The sequence below is a fragment of the Desulfuromonas soudanensis genome (assembly GCF_001278055.1).
Lineage (GTDB): Bacteria > Desulfobacterota > Desulfuromonadia > Desulfuromonadales > WTL > Deferrimonas > Deferrimonas soudanensis.
The window spans coordinates 1,938,766-1,958,291 of record NZ_CP010802.1 but is presented as its reverse complement, the minus strand read 5'-3'; the positions used below and the strand labels follow the sequence as shown (position 1 = coordinate 1,958,291).

The 19,526-nt window shown below is 61.0% G+C and carries 20 protein-coding genes and 2 tRNA genes; 3 read left to right on the top strand and 19 right to left on the bottom strand.

Annotated elements, in window-relative coordinates; all coding sequences use genetic code 11:
• Positions 1-11 precede the first annotated feature (11 nt).
• From DSOUD_RS08835 to DSOUD_RS08795, 10 genes are all read right to left on the bottom strand, one after another.
• Positions 12-950 (bottom strand): diguanylate cyclase domain-containing protein, encoded by a 939-nt coding sequence (locus DSOUD_RS08835; RefSeq protein WP_053550669.1) that lies wholly within the window; start codon positions 948-950, stop codon positions 12-14.
• Between the two features lie 324 nt (positions 951-1,274).
• A complete protein-coding gene (locus tag DSOUD_RS08830) occupies positions 1,275-2,141 on the bottom strand; it encodes a GGDEF domain-containing protein (RefSeq protein ID WP_053550668.1) in 867 nt (288 codons plus the stop codon).
• Between the two features lie 248 nt (positions 2,142-2,389).
• The gene (locus DSOUD_RS08825) at positions 2,390-2,803 is read right to left on the bottom strand and encodes a hypothetical protein (RefSeq protein WP_053550667.1); all 414 of its coding nucleotides are present in this window, start codon (positions 2,801-2,803) and stop codon (positions 2,390-2,392) included.
• A 114-nt stretch (positions 2,804-2,917) separates the two neighbouring features.
• Positions 2,918-4,315, bottom strand: coding sequence for a glutamate--tRNA ligase (gene gltX / locus DSOUD_RS08820; RefSeq protein WP_053550666.1), 1,398 nt, complete (start codon positions 4,313-4,315; stop codon positions 2,918-2,920).
• A gap of 295 nt (positions 4,316-4,610) precedes the next feature.
• Positions 4,611-5,426 carry an AmmeMemoRadiSam system protein B gene (gene amrB / locus DSOUD_RS08815; RefSeq protein WP_053550665.1) on the bottom strand — a complete coding sequence of 272 codons (816 nt, stop codon included), beginning with the start codon at positions 5,424-5,426 and terminating at the stop codon, positions 4,611-4,613.
• A gap of 64 nt (positions 5,427-5,490) precedes the next feature.
• Positions 5,491-6,309, bottom strand: a complete 819-nt coding sequence (locus DSOUD_RS17840; protein ID WP_082351173.1) for a sulfite exporter TauE/SafE family protein — start codon at positions 6,307-6,309, stop codon at positions 5,491-5,493.
• A 52-nt stretch (positions 6,310-6,361) separates the two neighbouring features.
• Positions 6,362-6,435 (bottom strand) — tRNA-Cys (locus DSOUD_RS08810).
• Positions 6,436-6,580: 145 nt separating this feature from the next.
• A complete protein-coding gene (locus DSOUD_RS08805; RefSeq protein ID WP_053550664.1) occupies positions 6,581-7,273 on the bottom strand; it encodes an HAD family hydrolase in 693 nt (230 codons plus the stop codon).
• Positions 7,274-7,570, bottom strand: a complete 297-nt coding sequence (locus tag DSOUD_RS08800; protein ID WP_053550663.1) for an MTH1187 family thiamine-binding protein — start codon at positions 7,568-7,570, stop codon at positions 7,274-7,276.
• Between the two features lie 27 nt (positions 7,571-7,597).
• Complete coding sequence (locus DSOUD_RS08795) at positions 7,598-7,942, bottom strand: hypothetical protein (RefSeq protein ID WP_157671812.1); 345 nt, start codon at positions 7,940-7,942, stop codon at positions 7,598-7,600.
• Between the two features lie 311 nt (positions 7,943-8,253).
• On the opposite strand from DSOUD_RS08795, the gene DSOUD_RS08790 reads away from it, so the two are divergent.
• A complete protein-coding gene (locus DSOUD_RS08790) occupies positions 8,254-9,591 on the top strand; it encodes a cyclic 2,3-diphosphoglycerate synthase (protein ID WP_053550661.1) in 1,338 nt (445 codons plus the stop codon).
• The gene (locus DSOUD_RS08785) at positions 9,588-10,529 is read left to right on the top strand and encodes a carbamate kinase (protein WP_053550660.1); all 942 of its coding nucleotides are present in this window, start codon (positions 9,588-9,590) and stop codon (positions 10,527-10,529) included. Before DSOUD_RS08790 ends, DSOUD_RS08785 begins: the two co-directional genes overlap by 4 nt.
• Here the strand turns inward: DSOUD_RS08785 and DSOUD_RS08780 are convergent.
• The 9 genes from DSOUD_RS08780 to DSOUD_RS08740 form a co-directional block, all read right to left on the bottom strand.
• Positions 10,516-11,619 carry a putative NPN-dependent ornithine cyclodeaminase gene (locus DSOUD_RS08780; protein WP_053550659.1) on the bottom strand — a complete coding sequence of 368 codons (1,104 nt, stop codon included), beginning with the start codon at positions 11,617-11,619 and terminating at the stop codon, positions 10,516-10,518. The genes DSOUD_RS08785 and DSOUD_RS08780 overlap by 14 nt on opposite strands.
• A gap of 35 nt (positions 11,620-11,654) precedes the next feature.
• Entirely contained in the window at positions 11,655-12,428 is a 774-nt protein-coding gene (locus DSOUD_RS08775; protein WP_053550658.1) for a hypothetical protein, read from the bottom strand.
• A 114-nt stretch (positions 12,429-12,542) separates the two neighbouring features.
• Positions 12,543-13,820 (bottom strand): TRAP transporter large permease, encoded by a 1,278-nt coding sequence (locus DSOUD_RS08770; protein WP_053550657.1) that lies wholly within the window; start codon positions 13,818-13,820, stop codon positions 12,543-12,545.
• Positions 13,817-14,326, bottom strand: coding sequence for a TRAP transporter small permease (locus DSOUD_RS08765; protein ID WP_053550656.1), 510 nt, complete (start codon positions 14,324-14,326; stop codon positions 13,817-13,819). Before DSOUD_RS08765 ends, DSOUD_RS08770 begins: the two co-directional genes overlap by 4 nt.
• Complete coding sequence (locus DSOUD_RS08760) at positions 14,323-15,354, bottom strand: TRAP transporter substrate-binding protein (protein WP_082351172.1); 1,032 nt, start codon at positions 15,352-15,354, stop codon at positions 14,323-14,325. Before DSOUD_RS08760 ends, DSOUD_RS08765 begins: the two co-directional genes overlap by 4 nt.
• A gap of 30 nt (positions 15,355-15,384) precedes the next feature.
• Positions 15,385-16,230, bottom strand: a complete 846-nt coding sequence (locus tag DSOUD_RS08755) for a TRAP transporter TatT component family protein (protein WP_053550655.1) — start codon at positions 16,228-16,230, stop codon at positions 15,385-15,387.
• A 107-nt stretch (positions 16,231-16,337) separates the two neighbouring features.
• Positions 16,338-16,412 (bottom strand) — tRNA-Gly (locus tag DSOUD_RS08750).
• A gap of 93 nt (positions 16,413-16,505) precedes the next feature.
• Positions 16,506-17,096 carry a CDP-diacylglycerol--glycerol-3-phosphate 3-phosphatidyltransferase gene (gene pgsA, locus DSOUD_RS08745; protein WP_053550654.1) on the bottom strand — a complete coding sequence of 197 codons (591 nt, stop codon included), beginning with the start codon at positions 17,094-17,096 and terminating at the stop codon, positions 16,506-16,508.
• Positions 17,093-17,674 carry a transglycosylase SLT domain-containing protein gene (locus DSOUD_RS08740; RefSeq protein ID WP_082351171.1) on the bottom strand — a complete coding sequence of 194 codons (582 nt, stop codon included), beginning with the start codon at positions 17,672-17,674 and terminating at the stop codon, positions 17,093-17,095. The genes pgsA and DSOUD_RS08740 overlap by 4 nt, the downstream gene beginning before the upstream one ends.
• Before the next feature lie 237 nt (positions 17,675-17,911).
• Between DSOUD_RS08740 and nadB the strand changes: the two genes are divergently transcribed.
• A complete protein-coding gene (gene nadB / locus DSOUD_RS08735) occupies positions 17,912-19,513 on the top strand; it encodes an L-aspartate oxidase (protein WP_053550652.1) in 1,602 nt (533 codons plus the stop codon).
• Positions 19,514-19,526 lie beyond the last annotated feature (13 nt).

The following is a 19,526-nucleotide window of genomic DNA, read 5'->3' as shown; positions in this document are numbered from 1 at the left end:
GAATCTACCCTTTACTCGCCAGTTCCCCCGGCGATCCGATAGGCGTTTTTCCCCTCTGCTTTAGCCACGTACAGAGCCAGGTCGGCATTTTTCATCAAAGTCTCCGCATTCCTGCCATGAACCGGATAAACACTAACCCCGGCGCTGGTGGTTATGCCCACAACATTTCCCTCGATGTCATAGGGTTGCGACACGGCAGCAATTGCTCTTGCGGCCACCGAAGCTGCATATTCTATTCCGCTGACGTGCCACAGCGCGATGGCGAACTCGTCACCCCCCAGGCGCGCCACGGTATCCTCTTCGCGCACCGTTGTCAGCAGGCGTTTTGCGACCATTTTCAGCAAAACATCCCCGACGCCGTGCCCAAGAGTGTCGTTAATTTCCTTGAACCCGTCCAGATCCAGGTAAATCACGGCCATGGCACTCTTGTGCCTTTGAGCATGAACCAGGGCCATCGCCATTCTGTCGTCAAGAAGCCGTCGATTCGCGAGGCCTGTCAGGGGGTCATTGAGCGCCAATTCTTCGAGCATCTTGGCGTGATTGCGGGCCGCTTCGTGCAAAAGGCGGACCTCAACCATATTGCGAACCCGCATCAGCACCTCGGCCATGTCGAGTGGTTTGCTGACAAAATCTTTTGCGCCGCTCTGCAGCGCCCGCAATTTGTGACCCGGTTCAGCGGTCACGGCTAGGACGGGGAGGTAGCCATCCGTTTCGAGCTCCTTCAGGCTTTCCATTACCTGAAAACCATCCATCCCGGGCATCCGCAGATCGAGGAGAATCAAGTCGTAATGATTCTCGCGATGCAGAGCGCAGACCGAATGCGGGTCACGGGTCGAGCTAACGTGCGTATAGCCGGCACCGCGCAGCATTTCTTCGAGCAACTCCACATTGGTTGCCAGATCATCTACGATCAGGATACCGGCGTTCAGGATATCGGCGTTACTTACCATGACCAGGCTCCAGGGGATAATTCGTCATTTTATTCATTTTCCGCATATTCCAGCGTCCTGTCCATCCCAGCCATCCATGGACTCGTTAACAATAATCAGGTTGGTAAGATAACAGGAAATGGGAGAAAGATTTTTTATTTTTTGGATTCTCAGCAGAATCTGTAGTGATACGCAGGTTCCGGCACCCAACGCTACTCCCCGATCGGCCTAACGGGAGGCGGCCCCCCTGATTCCCCCCCACCGAACCACAAATCCGTCCCAAAAACAAAGGGCCGCCCCATTCAACAGGGGCGGCCCGGGAATATCGTTTGAGTTCGTCTCAATTCAAGCTTCCCCCCTGTTCCCCAAAAGTAAATTCTGCCCTTCTGAGGGGTTCTTGCCCCTATCGTTTTCCTTGCGTTTCACACGATAGAGGGCTTCGTCGGCAGCGTTGATGAGTTTCTCGGCGGAGTCCACCTCGCCGGCGAGACTGGCGACGCCCAGGCTGCAGGTCAGGGGAATCTCCACCGCCCGTCCCTGAACGTCGGACAGCCTTAACTTCTCGGCTTCAATGCGGTTGCGCAGGCGAGAGGCAAGGTTGGCGGCTCCCTGGGGTGGGGTTTGCGGAGCGATGATCATAAACTCATCACCGCCGTAGCGCGCCAGGATATCAAACTCGCGAAGCTCCAATTGAAGCTTAGCCGCAAACGAGATCAGCACCTGATCCCCCGCTCGGTGTCCGTAGCTGTCGTTAATCTGCTTGAAATGGTCGATATCCAGCAGGAGAATGGATAGAGGAAGATTGAATCGTCGGGCCCTCATCACCTCTTCGTTCAAGCAGCGATCCAGATAGCGGCGGTTAAAAACTCCGGTCAGGGCGTCGGCGATGTTTTCCTGTTCAAGGCTGTTGAGCCGCGCAATGGCATCCACAGTCTGCAGGGAAAGGGCTGCAGCAAGCCAAACGAAACAGGCGCCCAGGAAGAACACTCCCGGAACGATCAGATCATGCAATCCTGAATGATCGTTCCAGAAGACCCGGGCATAACCCAGGTATCCGGCAAGAAACAGGACCTCCAGGACTAACATGGCGTACCAGCAATTGCGGGTGTAACCTTTGGGCAATTGGGCAATCAGCTGCCGGGTCGGAATCAGAGAGCCGACAATGATCAGACCGCCGCCGAAGACGCATGTTTTTGCACAGATGGAAATCATAAATCAGAACTCCCTTGGAAGGTTCTGAAAACTCGGTCATTCAAAGGAGAGACTTTCCTCCCCATGGAACCGTCCCCTGCCCCATCCCCCGTCACGGCCGCCAGAATCCGTTATATGTAATCAGCAAACTAAACGGTTATTAATATAACTGCATCTCATTATCGAGTCAACTGTTCTAATCCAATACAAAAGAGCCGCTCCTGCTGAAAGGAGCGGCTCACGGAGATTGCTGGAAAACAGATCTGAACTCAGTCCTCGCGGACCGGAGCCTGAAGTTGAGCAAGGGCCTCTTCGAGGGAGACTTCGTAACCGTCGGAGTCGACCAGTCGCACCGGTTTGACGCACAGGGGGCAATCGAAGGCATGGTAAGTGGCAGGCTGACGCACGGTGCGCCCTTCCTGGCTTTCGAATTTCCAGCCGGAATGCTGGCTCCAGTTGCTTAAGGGGCTGCGGCAGGTGGGACAGAAGGGGCGGAGTTTTTTGTCCCAGAAAATTTCGAAGCGATAGGTGAAACGGTTGCGCTGCCGACGGCGCCACCACAGACTGCCGACCAGCGCTCCGGGAACGAGCAGGACCAGTGCGACAAGGCTCCCGGCGAACATGGTGGGGGTCACCGAATCGGGGAGATACCCCGAGACGGAGCGATACAGTTGATCAATCATCGAAAATCCAGTTCCTTGGATTGGGCTGGAGCGGACCTTTCCGACACTTTCAAGCCTTCGAAACGACCTGAAATGTCAACCGCAACTACCTGTAATAAAATCAAATTTTCTCTTTTACGCCAGCTTCGGCAGGGCCAGACGCAACCGCCGAAGGCTCTCCGCCTGACCGAGAACTTCGAGAACTTCGTAGATGCCGGGACTGCTGGTGCCGCCGACCAGGGCGACGCGGACGGAGGGCCCGATCTTGCCGAGTTTGAGACCGTTTTCTTCCATCACCGCGGCAAAGACGGCGGCGATGCCGTCGTGGTTCCATTCGCCGCATGAAGCCAGACCGGCGATCAGGGATTCGAATATCGGCTTTTTGTCGGAAGTAAGAAATTTGGCGACGGCCTCAGGGTCATAGTCGACCTCCTTCTTGAAATAGAAGGCCGCTCCCTCGGCCATTTCGACCATCGTGCGGGCTCGCTCCTGCAGCGTTTTGACCACGGCGGTGATCTCTGGACCCCCCTTCGTATCGACGGCGATGTTGCCGAGATATTCCTTGAGAAGTTCGCCGAGGCGCACCGGGTCACCGGTCTTGATGTAGTGGGCGTTGAGCCACAGGAGCTTTTCGGGATTGAAGACTCCGGCGGCGCGACCGACGTGGTCGAGGGAAAATTTTTCAATCAACTCCTCCATGGAGAAGATCTCCTGGTCGCCGTGGGACCAGCCGAGGCGCACCAGGTAGTTGACCATCGCCTCGGGGAGGTACCCCATCTCGCGGTAGGCCATGACCGAGGTGGCGCCGTGCCGTTTGGAGAGCCGAGTCTTGTCGGCGCCGAGAATCATCGGCACATGGGCGAATTCGGGGACGGAATAATCGAGTCCCTGATACATGACGATCTGACGCGGCGTGTTGTTGATGTGGTCGTCGCCGCGGATCACCAGGGTCAGCCCCATTTCGGCGTCGTCGACTACGACGACGAAGTTGTAGGTCGGGGTGCCGTCGCTGCGCTGGATGATCAGGTCGTCGAGTTCGTCGTTGGCAAAGGTGATCGGACCCTTGATGCGGTCGACGAAGGTCGTCTCTCCCTCCAGGGGGCTCTTGAAACGGACGACGAAGGGAGCCCCTTCGGGATGGTCTGTGCGGTCGCGGCAGGTGCCGTCGTAACGCGGCTTACCGCCGCTTTTCATCGCCGCTTCCCTCCGGGCATCGAGTTCTTCGACGGTGCAGTAGCAGCGATAGGCCTTCCCTTCGGCCAACAGGGTTTCGATCTTACCGCGGTAGAGGTCGAAGCGCTCCGACTGATAGAAAGGGCCTTCGTCGTAGGAGAGCCCGAGCCACTCCATGGCCCGGAGGATGGCGTCGACGGACTCCTGGGTGGAGCGGGCGACGTCTGTGTCCTCGATGCGCAGGATGAAAGTCCCGTGTTCCTTGCGGGCCAGCAGGTAATTGAAGAGCGCCGTGCGGGCGCCGCCGACGTGCAGATACCCGGTGGGGCTGGGAGCGAAGCGGACGCGCAGTTTGGACATCGGGGACTCCTTGGATGGCGCGGAAAAATTCTTTCGGGAAGGCAAAAACAACGGGTCGCCTCGACGGCGACCCGGCTTTTTATACTTTAAGAAGGGGGAATTGACAAGGATTTTCTCCCAGCGCCTAGGAGCCTGTCGGACTATACGGGCCGAAGCGAAAAATTGGATATTTGAGGACAGATTCGAGCTCGTTTGAGAGCCAATAGCCTTCTCTATTGGTCGAAAAGGAGCTTGGATATGGCCCAACTAGACGATTTTACAGCCGGCTCATGGATAGTCCGACAGGCTCCTAGTCTCAGCGCTCCGGGATCGGGACCACCACCCCGGCGTAGCCGACGACCGCGTCGTGATCGCCGCTCACCTCGCCGGAGTTTCCGTAGCGCACCAGTTCCCCTCGAAGGGCGCCGAGGCTGCGGACGGCAACAAGCATCACCACCGTCGGCAGCACGCCGCACATGGTGATGGCGCCGTCCCGTACCGTCCTGAAGAGCCCCTCGGCATCGAGGTCGAGAATCCGGGCAATGGCCCGCATATCCTTGGTGCGGGCCGTCTCCGCTTCTTCGTAGTGCGTCATGTCGGAACTGGCGACGATCAGGACCTCCTCAGGCGTCTCCAGCAGCGCCTTACCGAGCCCCTCGCCGAGGGCGAGGAGTTCTTCGAGGGAGAGGGACCCCAGGCAGATCGGAACGATCGTCGCCCCGGGAGAGCGCATCAGGATGAAGGGGAGCTGGACTTCGAGGGAATGTTCCCGGGAGTGCGCGACGGTATCGGCAGCCAGGACCGGGCAGGCCTGGAGAATCCGCGCGGCCAGAACTTCGTCGACCGGGGTTTCGCCCAGCGGGCTCAGCCAGCTGCCGCGAGGATAGACCGCGGCCCGATGCCCTATCCCCTGATGGTTGGGGCCGAGAACGACGACCTTTTCCGGGACGCGAATCCTGGCAAAGGTCTCGCCGGCGATGCCGCCGGAATAGCGATAGCCGGCATGGGGGGAGACGATTCCGGCAGCGGTCATCACCTTTGCCGGCGGAGAAAGGAGTTCGAGGACGGTCTGCCTCAGGGTCCGGGCGTCCCCCGGATAGAACTGGCCGGCGACGGCGGGTTGGCGTTGCATAGATCCTCCCGGCAAAGGATATGAAGGGACCTGAGCTCAGGTCGGTCGATTCAGCAGCGGTCTATCAAAGGAGGCGCACCAGCATTCGCAATCCGATTAACATCAAGAGACCGGCAAAGATATTGACCAGTTTATCATGGGAGATTCGTCCGGCAACACGCACCCCGAGCCGGGCAAAGAGGACGGTGAAGGGGGTAACGATCGCCATGACCAGCAGGTTGACGTAGCCGAGGGAGAAAGGCGGGAGGCCCGGGAGCTTCCAGCCGTAAAAGACATAGGAGAGAGCGCCGAAAAGAGAGGAGACGACGATCAGGGCGCTCGAGTTGCCGACCGCCAGGTGGATCGGCAGATGGAGGATCATGATCATCATCGGTACGGCAATAACGCCGCCGCCGACGCCGAAAAAAGCCGAGAAGCCGCCGCCGCAAAGGCCGACGAGGAGAAGAAGTCGCAGGGGAACTTTTTCGCTGCGTTCGGGAGGGAAATAGGGATGGGAGAAATAGAGCTTAAGGGCGACCAGAATCTGCATACCGCCGAAGAGTCCCTTGAGCCAGGGTCCGCTGAGTCCGGCAGCCAGGCTCGCTCCGACGACGGCCCCGACGAGGCCTCCGGACACCAGGGGCATGACCTGGTGCCAGTCGACGTTCCCCTGTTTGCGGTGGCCGAGGGTGCTGCTGACGGAGGTGGGGATGATGATCGCCAGACTGGTGCCGAAGGCCGCATGGACTACGATTTCGGGAGAAAAGCCGCAGAGGGGAAAGACCCAGAGAAAGAGGGGGACGAGGATGATGCCGCCGCCGATGCCGAGGAGGCCGGCAAGAAATCCGGCCAGGGAGCCGAGAAGGGTCAGAAGGAGGATGATTTGCAGGGAGTAGACGTGCATGTTTTCCGCCAAGAAAAAAGCCAGCCCTGGCAGGCTGGCTTTTTGTTTTTTATGGAGGCCCCGACCAGATTCGAACTGGTGATGGAGGTTTTGCAGACCTCTGCCTTACCGCTTGGCGACGGGGCCATGGCGTCGCTTGTCGCGCCGTCAAAAGTGCGGCATTAATATCAAATCGATTACGGAGTGTCAAGGAAAAATCCGCCGCAGGAGACAGGCATCCCGTTAAAATCCTTCATATCCGCCGATCATCACCTCACCACCGGGACGGCCATCAGGGATCAGGGAACAGGGCCTCGAGTCCTGCCGGGGTCACCCCCTCGAGGGAGTCGAGAACCAGAAGACACCCCTGTCGGACCAGCTGCCCGGCGGGGTAGTTGTTGGTCACCCCGAGAACGGCGAGACCGGCGCCGCGGGCCGAGGCGATCCCCGCCGGAGTATCTTCGATGGCCAGAACCGTTCCCGGCGAGACCCCCAGGTCCGGGAGGATTTGGGCCAGGCTCTCCACGGCGAGACGGTAGCTGGCCGGATCGGGCTTGCTGACCGCCACGTCGTCTGCGGTGACGATCACCTGAAAGACCCCTTCAAAATTGAATTTTTCAAGGACCGGCAATATATCGCTGCGCAGGGCGCCGCTGCACAAGGCCAGAGGGGTCGTCTTGGCCAGGGCATCGATGAGTTCAAGGACCCCGGGATAGGGGACCACCCCGTCGGCGACGATGGTCTGGAAGGCGGTCGCCTTGGCGGCCATCAACTCTCCGAGCAAAGAAGCTTCGAGGCCCTGTCCGGCGAGAGCGAAGAACGCCCGAAACCCGTCCCGGTCGTCAAAACCCATGTAGTGCTCCCGGTATTCGTCCCAGCTGCAGGCGATGCCGTGGGGAGCCAGCACCTCCATGAAGGCGCGGTAGTGCAACGGTTCGCTATCGACGATCACACCGTCGAAATCGAAGATCACGGCGGAAAGCATCTAGAGCTTCTCCTCGACGGAACGAACCTTGGAGGCCAGGGTGTGCGTCTCGACATCCCGGCGATCGTCGATCTTGATTTGGGTGGAGACCCGCTGGGCACCCTCGTTAAAGGGGGATTCGTGCATGAGGCGCACCACCCGCAGAATTTCGTCGAGATCCCCTTCGATCACCGTCCCCATGGGGGTCAGCTGATAGTGCAGACCCGACTCCTTGAGACGACGCAGGGCTCCGGCCACGAAACGGGAGACTCCGATTCCGGCACCGAGAGGGGTGATGCTGACTTCCACAACGGCCATAGGATCTCCTGAAAACTTGCGGGGGATTCAGCGGCGGCCGCCCCCTCCCCCTCCGGATCCCGCGCCGCGGCGGATCGGAAGAGGATCCTCGGGGAGGGTCACGCCCCTCATTTTGGCCCGTTTCTGCATCAGGCGATGATGCTCGAGACGGAAGCGCTCCCGCTCCTCCTCGGTCTGCAGAAGACGCATCTGCTGGCGATGGGCGCGGCGCTCCTCCTCATTCATCAGTTGCCAGCCGTACACATCTTCACCGGAGCTGCGCAGTTCCTGCCGCTCCTCGGTGCGCACCTTATCCCGCTCCACTTTCCCCTCTTCGGCCGCGACCGAAAGGGACCCGGCGGCAACGAACGCCGTCAGCAAAATGGCCCCCAACCCCATTTTTCCCATAGTCGAATCCTCCCCTGCAGACTTGTCCTTTGCCACTTCGGCAACATGGAGAGAACGTATCACGCCGGGGCGTCAAGTCAACCGGGTGCGGGGGGTGTCACCCTCAGGAGGGGGCGGGAAAGTGCCGGTTTCCAGGGGCACCCCGGTATTTCCATCAACACCCCTGCGGCGACCGGCCGGGGAATTCCCGACCCGAGGCGGCCATTCTAGCAAAGGGTCCGTCTCCTGAGCAAGACCATCCTTGCCGATTTGCGATATGCTCTACGCAGGGGAGGAATTCATCGGAGAGCCGAGCCATGGGCGAAACGGTCCTTATCATGGGAGCCGCCGGACGGGACTTCCATAACTTCAACACCTGTTTCCGCGACGACCCCCATTACCGGGTCGTCGCCTTCACCGCCGCGCAGATCCCCGGGATTGCCGGGCGCTTCTACCCGCCGGAGCTTGCCGGCAGGCTCTACCCCCGGGGGATTCCCATCCACCCCGAAGAGCGCCTCGTTGCACTGATCCGGGAGGAGAAGGTCAACGTCGTGGCCTTTGCCTACAGCGACATCCCCCACATCGAAGTGATGCACCGGGCCTCGCGGGTTCTCGCCCTGGGAGCCGATTTCCTCCTGCTCGGCGGTCACCGCACCCTTCTCCCCTCCATTCGCCCGGTGGTGGCGATCTGCGGAGTGCGGACCGGTTGCGGCAAGTCTCCCACCACCCGCGAGGTCGTCCGCATCCTGCAGGCCATGGGAATCAAGTCGGTGGTGGTACGTCACCCCATGCCCTACGGCGATCTCCGTCTGCAGCGCCTGCAGCGCTTTGCCACCGCCGCCGACCTTGACGACCAGAAGTGCACCATCGAGGAGCGGGAGGAGTATGAACCCCTCCTGGCGATGGGGGTCGTCGTCTATGCCGGAATCGACTACCGGGCGATTCTCGATGAGGCCGAAACCGAGGCCGAGGTCATCGTCTGGGACGGCGGGAACAACGACCTGCCCTTTTTCGCTCCCGACATCCATATCGTTCTTTGCGACCCCCATCGGACCGGGGACGAGCTCACCTACTACCCCGGGGAAAGCAACCTCCTCTCCGCCGACATCGTGATCATCCCCAAGGTCGACTCGGCGCCGGCCGCGGAAGTGGCGAGACTGGAAAGAACGGTTGCCGCCACCAATCCCGAAGCACTCCTCGTCCTGGCCGAACTCCCCCTCGCCGTCTCCTGCTCCGAATCGATCCGAGGCAAACGGGTTCTGGCGATCGAGGACGGCCCGACACTGACCCACGGGGGCATGTCCTTCGGCGCCGCCACCCTCGCCGCCCGGCGGTGGGGCGCGGCGATCATCGTCGATCCCCGCCCCTTCGCCGTGGGAAGCCTGGCCGAGACCTTCCGGACCTATCCTCATCTCGTCGGGATTCTTCCGGCCATGGGCTACTCCCCCCGGCAACTGGCGGATCTGGAAAAGACCATCGCCGGAATCGACTGCGACCTCATCCTCTCGGCGACCCCGATCCGCCTCGGGCACCTCATCCGGGTGCGCCAGCCGCTCCTCGAGGTCAGCTACCGCTATCGGGATCACCGCTCGCCGACCCTGGAGAACCTCCTGCGCCCTCGCTTGAAGGGTCTGTTGCCGGGGAAGTTCCTATGAAATCGGCTGACACCAGACCGATCCTCCTGGTCGCCCTCGGCGGCAACGCCCTGATCCGACGGGGGGAGACGGGGACCGTCGAAGAGCAGAGGGCCAACCTCCGGGTGCCGATCCGGCAGATCGCCCGGCTGAGCCGCGACTACCGGATCCTCATCACCCACGGCAACGGCCCCCAGGTGGGAAATCTCCTCCTGCAGCAGGAAGCCTGCACCGCGGTGCCGAAACTCCCCCTGGAGGTCCTGGTGGCGGCCACCCAGGGGGAGCTCGGCTACATGATTGGATCGTCCCTTGACGGCGAACTGGCGGCCCTTGGCGTACATCCGGTGCCGATGGTGGTGAGTCTGGTCACCACCGTGGTGGTCGACGGGGAGGATCCGGCCTTCGCCGCGCCGGAAAAGCCCGTCGGCCCTCTCTACTCAGCGGAAGAAGCGGCATCCCTCCCCTACCCCCTGGCCGAAGTTCCCGGCGGCCGGCGACGGGTGGTCGCCTCGCCCCGACCGCTGACGATTGTCGAAAAGCGGCAAATCCGTACGCTGATCGATCTCGGCTTCATCGTTATCTGCTGCGGCGGCGGCGGAATACCGGTGATCCGCAACGGTCGGGGGACTCGCGGGGTGGAGGCGGTCATCGACAAGGACCTGGCCAGCGCCTGCCTGGCCGAAGAGGTCGGCGCCGACATCCTCCTCATCGCCACCGACGTCCCCGGGGCGGCCCTCGACTACGGCACGGAACAGGAGCTGTTTCTCGGCACCGTCACCGTGAAGGAGGCCAGGGACGCCCTCGCTCAAGGCCACTTCCCCCCGGGATCCATGGGACCCAAGGTCGAGGCGGCGCTCCTCTTTCTCGCCAGCGGCGGCAAGCGGGCGCTGATCACGGCGGTGGACGAGATCGAAATGGGGCTGGCCGGAACTGCCGGGACCGAAATCAGCGGCGGTTGAGACCGCGTTGCAGAGTCACGATGAAATCCTGGACGTTGGTGAGGATCGGCCGGGCCGAAACGGAGCCTCGGTCGAGGAGCTTGCCGAGAGCAAACTCGGACATGTCGACGGCGTAGAAGTAAACCGGGCGCACCCGGCCGTCCCTCTCCACCCGGTAGGAGGGGATCATGTTTCCGGTGGCGATGGTATGCAGGGCGGTGGCCAGAGCGATGACCGTGGTCGCCTTGCGTGCCAGGATGCGCATCCGGTCCTGGGCCTGACAGGCATCGGCGATCACCTCGGGAAGCGGCCCGTCGTCGCGAATCGAGCCGGCAAGGACGAAGGGAATATCCTTGCGGATGAGGGCCCGCATCACCCCGTTTACCACCTCCCCCTCTTCGACGGCACGGCGGATGGAGCCGAGGGCGCGGATGCGGTTGAGTGCATCGAGGTGCCGGTAGTGCCCCTGGGGAACCGGCTGCTTCGTGTAGAGATCCTGGCCGAGAGCGGTGCCGTAGAGAGCTCCCTCGAGGTCGTGGGTGGGGAAGGCGTTGCCGGCGAGAAGGGCGTGGATGTAGCCCCCCTCCACCAGGGAGACGAAGGCTTCCCTGGCGTCGCGGTCGAAGATCGCCGCCGGGCCCAGGACCCAGAGGATGAAACCGTGGCGCTTCTCCTCTTCGAGAAGGGCGTAGAGCCGGTCGTAGTCGATGGAAAAGGAGGTTTCGCGGCTGAAGCCGGTACGAAAGGCGAAACGCTCCCGCTCCCCCTCTTCCCCCGGCGGCAGGAAGCCGCCTGGATAGACGAGGATGCCGTCGCTGCCATCCTCGCTCCGGCCACAGGCCACCCGATCTTCGACCTTCAGGGTGCGAAACTCCCGCACCTGCAGCTCGCCGTCACGATCCAGCACGACCACGCAGTCCATGCGCGACTCCTGGAGCAGGGTCCAGGAGTCGGGGGCAAGGTGGAGATATTCGGGATGAACGGAAGTGGCGTGATAGCCGTCGGGAGCGATCCCCTCCTGGATCACGGACGCAAAGCGGACGCAGGGCGCCTGGGCCAGGGAGGGAGCCGTGAAATCGGGAGGGGTGTAGACTGGGAAGTCAAAGGCCATACCAGGATCCTCTCCGGGCCGGTGAGGCCGGTCACTCAGATAGGGGGGGCCACCTCGAGAATAAGGATGCGTTCCGGACCCTCGGAACGGTCGGGAAACTGCTCCTGCAGGCGCCGGAGCCCTGCGGCGGTGCGAAGATCGAGACGATGAACCCCGTCGCTGGCCGTGGCCTGATAGAGCCAGCAGCGACCCTCCCCGTCCGGCAGAAGAACCACCACATGATGGTGCAGCAGGCGATAGGGCGCCAAACCACCCGGTCGGTTCATGCTCCCGAGATAGACCCGTCCCGGTTTGAGCCGCGGGAGGATCGTTTGCCAGGCCGCAGCGCTGCCGAGAAGAAAACCGGGGCCCTCCCCTTCCTCCATCGCCGACGGCACCGCCACGGCTCCCGCGGGGAGAAGGGCGCAGCGGACGAAACCGTCGCTCAAATTAAGAGTGAGATCCCAGCCGTAATCCCAGTCCTCCCCCAGGGGGGAGTCGGCGCCGCTGTCTCCCCGGCGGTCGACCCCGACTTCGGCCAGGGTCTGACGGCTCCCGAGCAGGGCGCGGCAAAGGGCCAGGACCAGGCCGCTGCAGTTGAGGCCCGGCTCGGAGCTGGTGCGTTCAGGATTGCGGAAGGTGGTGTAACGGCCGGACTCGTCGAGAGCGCCGTCATTGCGGTAGGGAATTCCGAGAAAGGCCGCGGCGCGGGTGTTGAGGGCGGCTGGACCCGCAGAGGGTAAGGGAGGATCGCTTGCCCCCCTCCCTTCCGCCGCAAGGGTGACGAGGAGGGACAGCAACAGGAGGAAGGCAACGGAGCGGGGCGGCATCGGCAATCCTTTCCCTGATAAAGGAGGAGCCTGTCGCGGCGATATTTGATCCGAAGGAGAGCGACAGGTCTCCCGTTCATTCTAACGCAGGGAGCGCAAATTAAAAACCGCCCTTTAGCGAATCATCATCAGGGAGAGATCGGGCCAGTAGGTGATGATCAGGACGCTCAGCAGAAGAATAAGGAGAAAGGGCCAGGTGGCCCGGTAGATTTCGGAGATCGGTTTTTTGAATCGGTAACTGGCGATGAAGAGGTTGAGTCCCACCGGCGGGGTCAGGTAGCCGATCTGCATGTTGGCGAGGAAGATGATCCCGAGATGGACGGGATCCACGCCGTAGGAGACGGCCACCGGCAGAATCAGCGGTACGACCAGGACGAGGGCCGAGAAGATGTCGAGAAGGGCGCCGAGAATCAGCAAAAAGATGTTGAGGAGGATGAGAAAAGTCAGCTGGCTGGAGACATGGGTGCGCACCAGTTCAAAGAGGCGCCCGGGTACGCCGGCATCGATGAGATAGTTGGTCGAGGCCAGGGAGACGCCGAGAATGATGAGTATCCCGCCGACCAGAACCATCGACTGACGCATAATCCTGGGAAGAGTCCGCAGGGGGATTTCCCGCAGGATCAGCACCTCGACGACGATCACGTAGAGGGCCGTGACGGCGGCGGCCTCGGAAACGGCGAAATACCCGCTGTAAATCCCGCCGAGAACGACGAACGGCAGGGGGATTTCCCAGACCGAGGCCCGCAGGGCCCCTCCGACTTCAATCCAGGAGAAACTGCCGAGGGGAATCCGGTTGTGGCGGTTCATCCACAGGCTGTAACCGCCGAGGAGGACCACCATCAGGACTCCCGGCAGAACCCCGGCGGCAAAAAGTTCCTCGATGGACACCGGCTGGCCGATGTTGGTCTGCTGGGCGACGATTCCGTAAAGAATCAGCGGCAGAGAAGGGGCAAAGAGAAGACCGAGGCTCCCCGAGGTGGTCACCAGCCCGAGAGTAAAGTCGTCCGAATAGCCGGACTCCCGCAGCGCCGGATACAAAAGGGCGCCGAGGGCGATGATGGTCACCCCCGAGGCCCCGGTAAAAGCGGTAAAGACCGCACAGGCCGCCAGGGAGATCACCGCCAGACCGCCGGGCATCCAGCCGAGGAGGGCCCGTGTGAGCTGCACCAGGCGGTGAGGCGCGCGGCTTTCGCTGAGAAGGTAGCCGGCAAAGGTAAAAAGGGGAATGGCCAGAAGAACGGGCATCTCGGCGATGCGGTAGATCTCGATGGCAATCACGGAAAGATCGACATCGGCCTGATAAAAGCCGAACAGAGCGCTGGCGGCAATGACGGCAAAGAGCGGGGCGCCGAGCAACGCCAGGATAATCAGCGACAGGCCGACGGCAATCATGGCGCGGCAACTCCCTTGAGCAGTTTTCCGAGGTTTTTGCAGAAGAAGAGAAAATAACGGTAGGCGACGATTGCAAATCCGACGGGGAGAATCGACTGCACGATCCAGGCGGGGAAGTTGCCGAGAACCGTGGAGTCGTAGGCATGCTCCATCTGCACGAAACGTGCGGCCTGCCAGGCGACCAGGGCGCAGACGACGGCGGTAAAGAGATCGACGATCACCTTGGTTGCCGGTTGCCAGCGCCCGGGAAGGAAACGGGTCAGAAGATCGATATTGACATGGTTGTCGTCGCGGCTGGCGGCGACGGCGCCGAGGAGGGCAATCCACAGGACCTGGATTCGCAGCAGTTCGTCGGCCCAGACAAAGCCGGTGTCCAAGATGTTGCGCAGAAAAATCTGCAGGGCGGCCAGACCGATCATCACCGTCAGCATAACGATGAGGAGGGCATCCTCGGCCAGGGTTCCGACGCGGCGCAGTCTGCGAAACAACCGCTGCGGCTCAATCATGGACGAACGCCTCCGGCACCACTCCGGGGTTGGCTATGGTAGGCCTCGATGAGCCGGCGCATTTCCTGGTAGAGAGGGAGGGAGAAGGCCCCCTTGCTGCCGAGGGCGAGGACGGTTTCGGTGACGTTGGAGCGCATTTTTTCCACCTCGCCGGGATTGAATTCAACGAATTCCAGGCCCTGTGTGCCGAGAGCGACGCTGGCCTTTTCGTTGTCCCTGCGGTTCTGGGTGTCGAGTTGACGGTAGATTCCTTCCATGACTTCCCGCACCACAGCCTGGTCTTCGACGGAGAGTTTATCAAAGACTTTGCGGTCGACCACCAGGGTGGCAAAGAGATAGGCCAGAGGGGCGGTGGAAATGTATTGGACCTTGGTATGCCACTGAAAGGCAATGGCGCCGATGGGCGAGGTGCCGATAATGTCGATGAGACCGGTCTGCAGCCCCGTCAGGACATCGGTGATGGGGAGAGTCACGGGGGAAAGACCGAGCCCTTCCATGATGGCGTAAGTATTGGAATCCCCTTCGGGAACCCATATTTTCTTCCCTCTGAGATCGTCGAGACTGCGCACCGGCTTATTGGCCATGATCAGGGCGAACCCCCCTTCGGCGAAACCGAAGCTGACGAAACCGGCCCCTTCGAGCCCCTGCTCAAGGGTCTTGTCCATACGCGATCGGACATAGTCAAGCTCGTCGAGGGAACGGAAGACCATCGGCAGGCTGTAGAGGCTGATGTCGGGATAAACCTCGATGAGACCGCCACCCGTGAAGGCGCCGCCGTGGAGCTGGCCGATACGGATTTTGCGCAGAACGCTCTTCTCGTTCCCCATCACCCCGCCGCCGTAGAACTTGACCGTCACCCGGCCGGCGGTGCGGGTCTTGATTTCATCGGCCCCCTTGCGCATTTCTTGCATCCACTGGGACCCTTCAGGGGCGATGGTGGCGATTTTCAGAACGGCCGCCTCGGCGGCTATGGGGGCGAAACCGGCAAGGAGGATGGCAAGGGTCAGAAAAACGAGTCTTTTCAACATCTGAGTGTCTCCAATTCGGCTAATTTGAGCCTAGAAATAGTCTTCTGCCGAGTCCAGCAGTAACCGGGCCTGACGCTTGGCCAGGGTATTGAGGAGGGTCAAATCCGGGGCCACGGGATCGGCCGCCATGACTTCGTTTAAAAGCCGGTCATGGAGTTCACGATCATACACCAGGCGGGCATAGCTGCGGGCGAATTCCACCCTGAAGCCGAGATCGCGGCCCCAGGAGAGGGCCAGAGCCCGTTCAAAGTGACGACGCCCATCCTCGGGATGGCCGCCGAGGGAGGGGGGGCGAAGGGACTTGAGAACGCCGAGATAAAGGTGGGCGCTGCCGTGACGGTACCCCTCGTCGAGCTCGACGATCCGTTCCAGGGCGGCTTCGACCTTGGGGAGGTCGGACAGGGCCAGCCAGTCGCTGCTGTGCGTCTTGATCCAAACCAGCCAGGTGGTCGTATAGGAGAAGAGCGCCGGAACCGCGCCTTCGTCGAGATCCTCAAGTCGGCGCGAATACTCTTCAAAGGGTCGCTGCGACAGGCCGCAGGCCGCCCGAGCCGCACGACACAGCGCCCTTTCTCCGTATCCCCGGGCGATCTCGGCAAGGAGCGCTGCCCGACCCTCGTCTTCGACGAAGGCCGAGGCGTAAATCGCATAGAGATTGGCGCCGGTCTCCAGAAGAACCCTGTCCCTGGGGGCATCGGCGATGAAACTGTCGATGAGGAGGAGGTAGGACGGGATGCTTTCCTTTACGGTCTCCGGGTCGGGATGATTCAAAATGGCCGAAGAGAGGTTGCTACCGATGTTGCCGACACAGCCACTCCCCACCATGAGGAAGGTTACCAGAACCAAGAGTCCGGAAATCCGTCTGCCTGTCGCCATGTCATTCTCCCTGCGGTGATTATGAGAGCGCCGCGAACCTGCGGACCGGGCCGAGCACTCGACAAAATAAAAGCCCCAAGGCATCGACCTTGAGGCTTGTTATCTTTTGGAGCGGGAAACGGGATTCGAACCCGCGACTTCGACCTTGGCAAGGTCGCACTCTACCACTGAGTTATTCCCGCATTTTTGCCGCTGTCGTAAGCGGGCCTATTAATAACAAAACGGTTTTACCAAGTCAACAAAAAATTCAAGAGGGGTTCCGTACCGGCACCAGCCTATTTGCGGGCAATAACCTTAAAGAATTTAAAGAGATAGTCCGCCCCGGACCAGACGGTCAGCATCAGGGCGATATAGAAGAAGAAGATCCCGAAATGGTGCATATCGGCATGGAACAGCTCCCAGCGCAGACCGAAGAGCCAGTAATAATCGTAATGAAGAAGGAGACCGATGATCGCCACCATCTGAAATATGGTCTTGTATTTTCCCAGGTCGCTGGCGGCGATGACGACCCCTTCGGAAGAGGCGATGGAGCGCAGGCCGGTGACGATCATTTCCCTGGCCAGGATCAAAAAGACCGCCCAGGCGGGGACCCGGTCGTGCGGAATCAGCATGATCAGGGCGGCCATGACGATCAGCTTGTCGGCCAGAGGGTCGAGAAATTTGCCGAGAACGGTCACCACTTCCCATTTGCGGGCCAGCCAGCCGTCGAGCCAGTCGGTGATGGCGGCCACGGAAAAAATGATCGCCGCCCAGAAGCTGGCCCGGGGACCGTCGAAAAAAAGGAAAAATACCAGCAGGGGGATTGCGGCAATCCGTCCGAGGGTGAGAAGATTCGGCAAGTTCAGCAACCCCGACCGGAAATTCATAGGTAGATATCCTTGCGTTCACGGTAGTAGGTGAGGAACTTTTTTACCCGGTCGACATAGTTGCGGGTTTCGGCATAGGGGGGAATCCCTCCATGGCGGCGCACCGCCCCGGGGCCGGCATTGTAGGCGGCCAGCGCCAGATCGAGGTTTCCGTTGAACTGGTTGAGCATCAGGCGCAGATAGCGGCTGCCGCCGTAGATGTTTTCGGCGGGATTCATCGGATTCTTCACATCCATTTCCCGGGCGGTCGTCGGCATTAGCTGCATGAAACCGAGAGCGCCCCTGGACGAGACGGCCACAGGATTATAATCGCTCTCGACCTTGATCACCGCCTTGATCAGAGCCTCTTCCAGATCGAAGAGCGTGGCGTAGCGGCGAACCATCTCCTTGACCGTTGAAACCCTCCCCTCCTTGAGATAGACGGTGTAGCCCGCGACCGTCGGAGCATTGGTGAAATGCATCACCCCGTTGCCGTCCACATAACGGAAGATGTCCCCCCGGACGACGCCGGGGAGACCGCAGGGACCCGCCAGGGCCGCCAGGAAGATAAAAATAAGGGGACCAGATTTCGTCATCATCCACCACAGATGGGTTCAGGTTCGGAATATAGCTGAAAAGATCTTGTGTTTCAACCCATTTAGCCGGCCAAAATTCTTGACATGGTTCCCACCCGGAACAATAATGGCAAATTTGCAGCGGTGGAATCGGGGACTCCCGATTTTTGCTGCGCGGCGGTCCTTACATGGTCTCTTCGTGCAATCGTTGGGCCGGTTCTTTGAGGCTCGACCTTTTACCTGCTTTTCAATGAGGGTCCCATGAGAATCATCTCGGATTTTCTGGTCATCGGCAGCGGCATCGCCGGCCTGTCCTATGCTCTGAAGGTCGCCGAGCACGGCACCGTCACCATTGTCACCAAACGGGAGATTTCCGAAACGGCAACCAATCTCGCCCAGGGGGGGATCGCCTCGGTCTTCTCCGACGAGGACTCCTTCGAGGAACACATCCGCGACACCATGGTCGCCGGTGTTTTTCTCTCCCGGGAGGAAATTGTCAGGGAGGTCGTCGAAGCTGGACCCGGGGCGATTCACGACCTGATCGACTGGGGGGTCCAGTTCAGCCGCAAGGACGATGACAGCTACGACCTGACGCGGGAAGGGGGGCATAGCCAGCGACGTATCCTCCACGCCAAGGACGTCACGGGGCGTGAGATCGAACGGGCGCTGATCGAGGCCATCGGCAAACACCCCAACATCACCCTCTATGAAAACCACATCGCCATCGACCTGATCACCGAAACAAAGGCGACGCAAAAATATTGCCCCCTCAACCGCTGCCTGGGCGCCTACGTCCTCGACATCGGCGCCAACGAAGTTATCGCCTTCGGTGCCGCCATGACCGTACTGGCCACCGGGGGGGCCGGCAAGGTCTATCTCTACACCTGCAATCCCGACGTCGCAACGGGGGACGGAGTCGCCATGGCGTACCGGGCGGGAGCCAGCGTCGCCAACATGGAATTCATGCAGTTTCACCCCACGACCCTCTACCACCCCCTCGCCAAGTCCTTCCTGATCTCCGAGGCCGTCCGCGGCGAAGGAGCGATTCTCAAACGCCGGGACGGCACGGCCTTCATGTCCAACTACCATGAGCTGCGAGACCTCGCCCCCCGCGACATCGTCGCCCGCGCGATCGACAATGAAATGAAGGTGCACGGCGACGACTGCGTCTTTCTCGACATCACCTTCGAAGGGGCCGATTACATCCGCGACCGCTTCCCCAACATCTACGAAACCTGCCTCTCCTACGGAATCGACATGACGAAGGAACCGATCCCCGTCGTTCCTGCGGCCCACTATCTGTGCGGCGGCGTTCAGGTCGACTCCCACGGGGAATCGGATCTGAAAAATCTCTTCGTCATCGGCGAGGCCTCCTGTACCGGCCTGCACGGCGCCAACCGTCTGGCCAGCAACAGTCTCCTTGAAGGGGTCGTTTACGGCGATCTCGCCGCAAAACGCTCCCTGGAGCGCTTGGCCGCCGAACATCGGAGCGACTTTCCCGCCATCCCCCCCTGGGACTGCGGCCGCGCCACCAACAGCGACGAGGAGGTGGTCGTCGCTCACAACTGGGACGAAATCCGCCGCTGCATGTGGAATTACGTCGGCATCGTTCGCTCCAACAAGCGCCTGGTGCGTGCCCTGCGCCGCATCCAGATGATCCAGGAGGAGATCACCGATTACTACTGGGATTTTCTCATCACCTCCGACCTCATCGAGCTGCGAAACATCGCCACCGTGGCCGAACTGATCGTGCGTTGCGCTCTCGAGCGCCGGGAGAGCCGCGGGCTGCATTATAATATCGACTATCCCGAGCGGGACGACGTCCACTGGCAGCGCGATACGGTCATCCGCAAGTCTTTTTAGGGGTTTTCCCCGC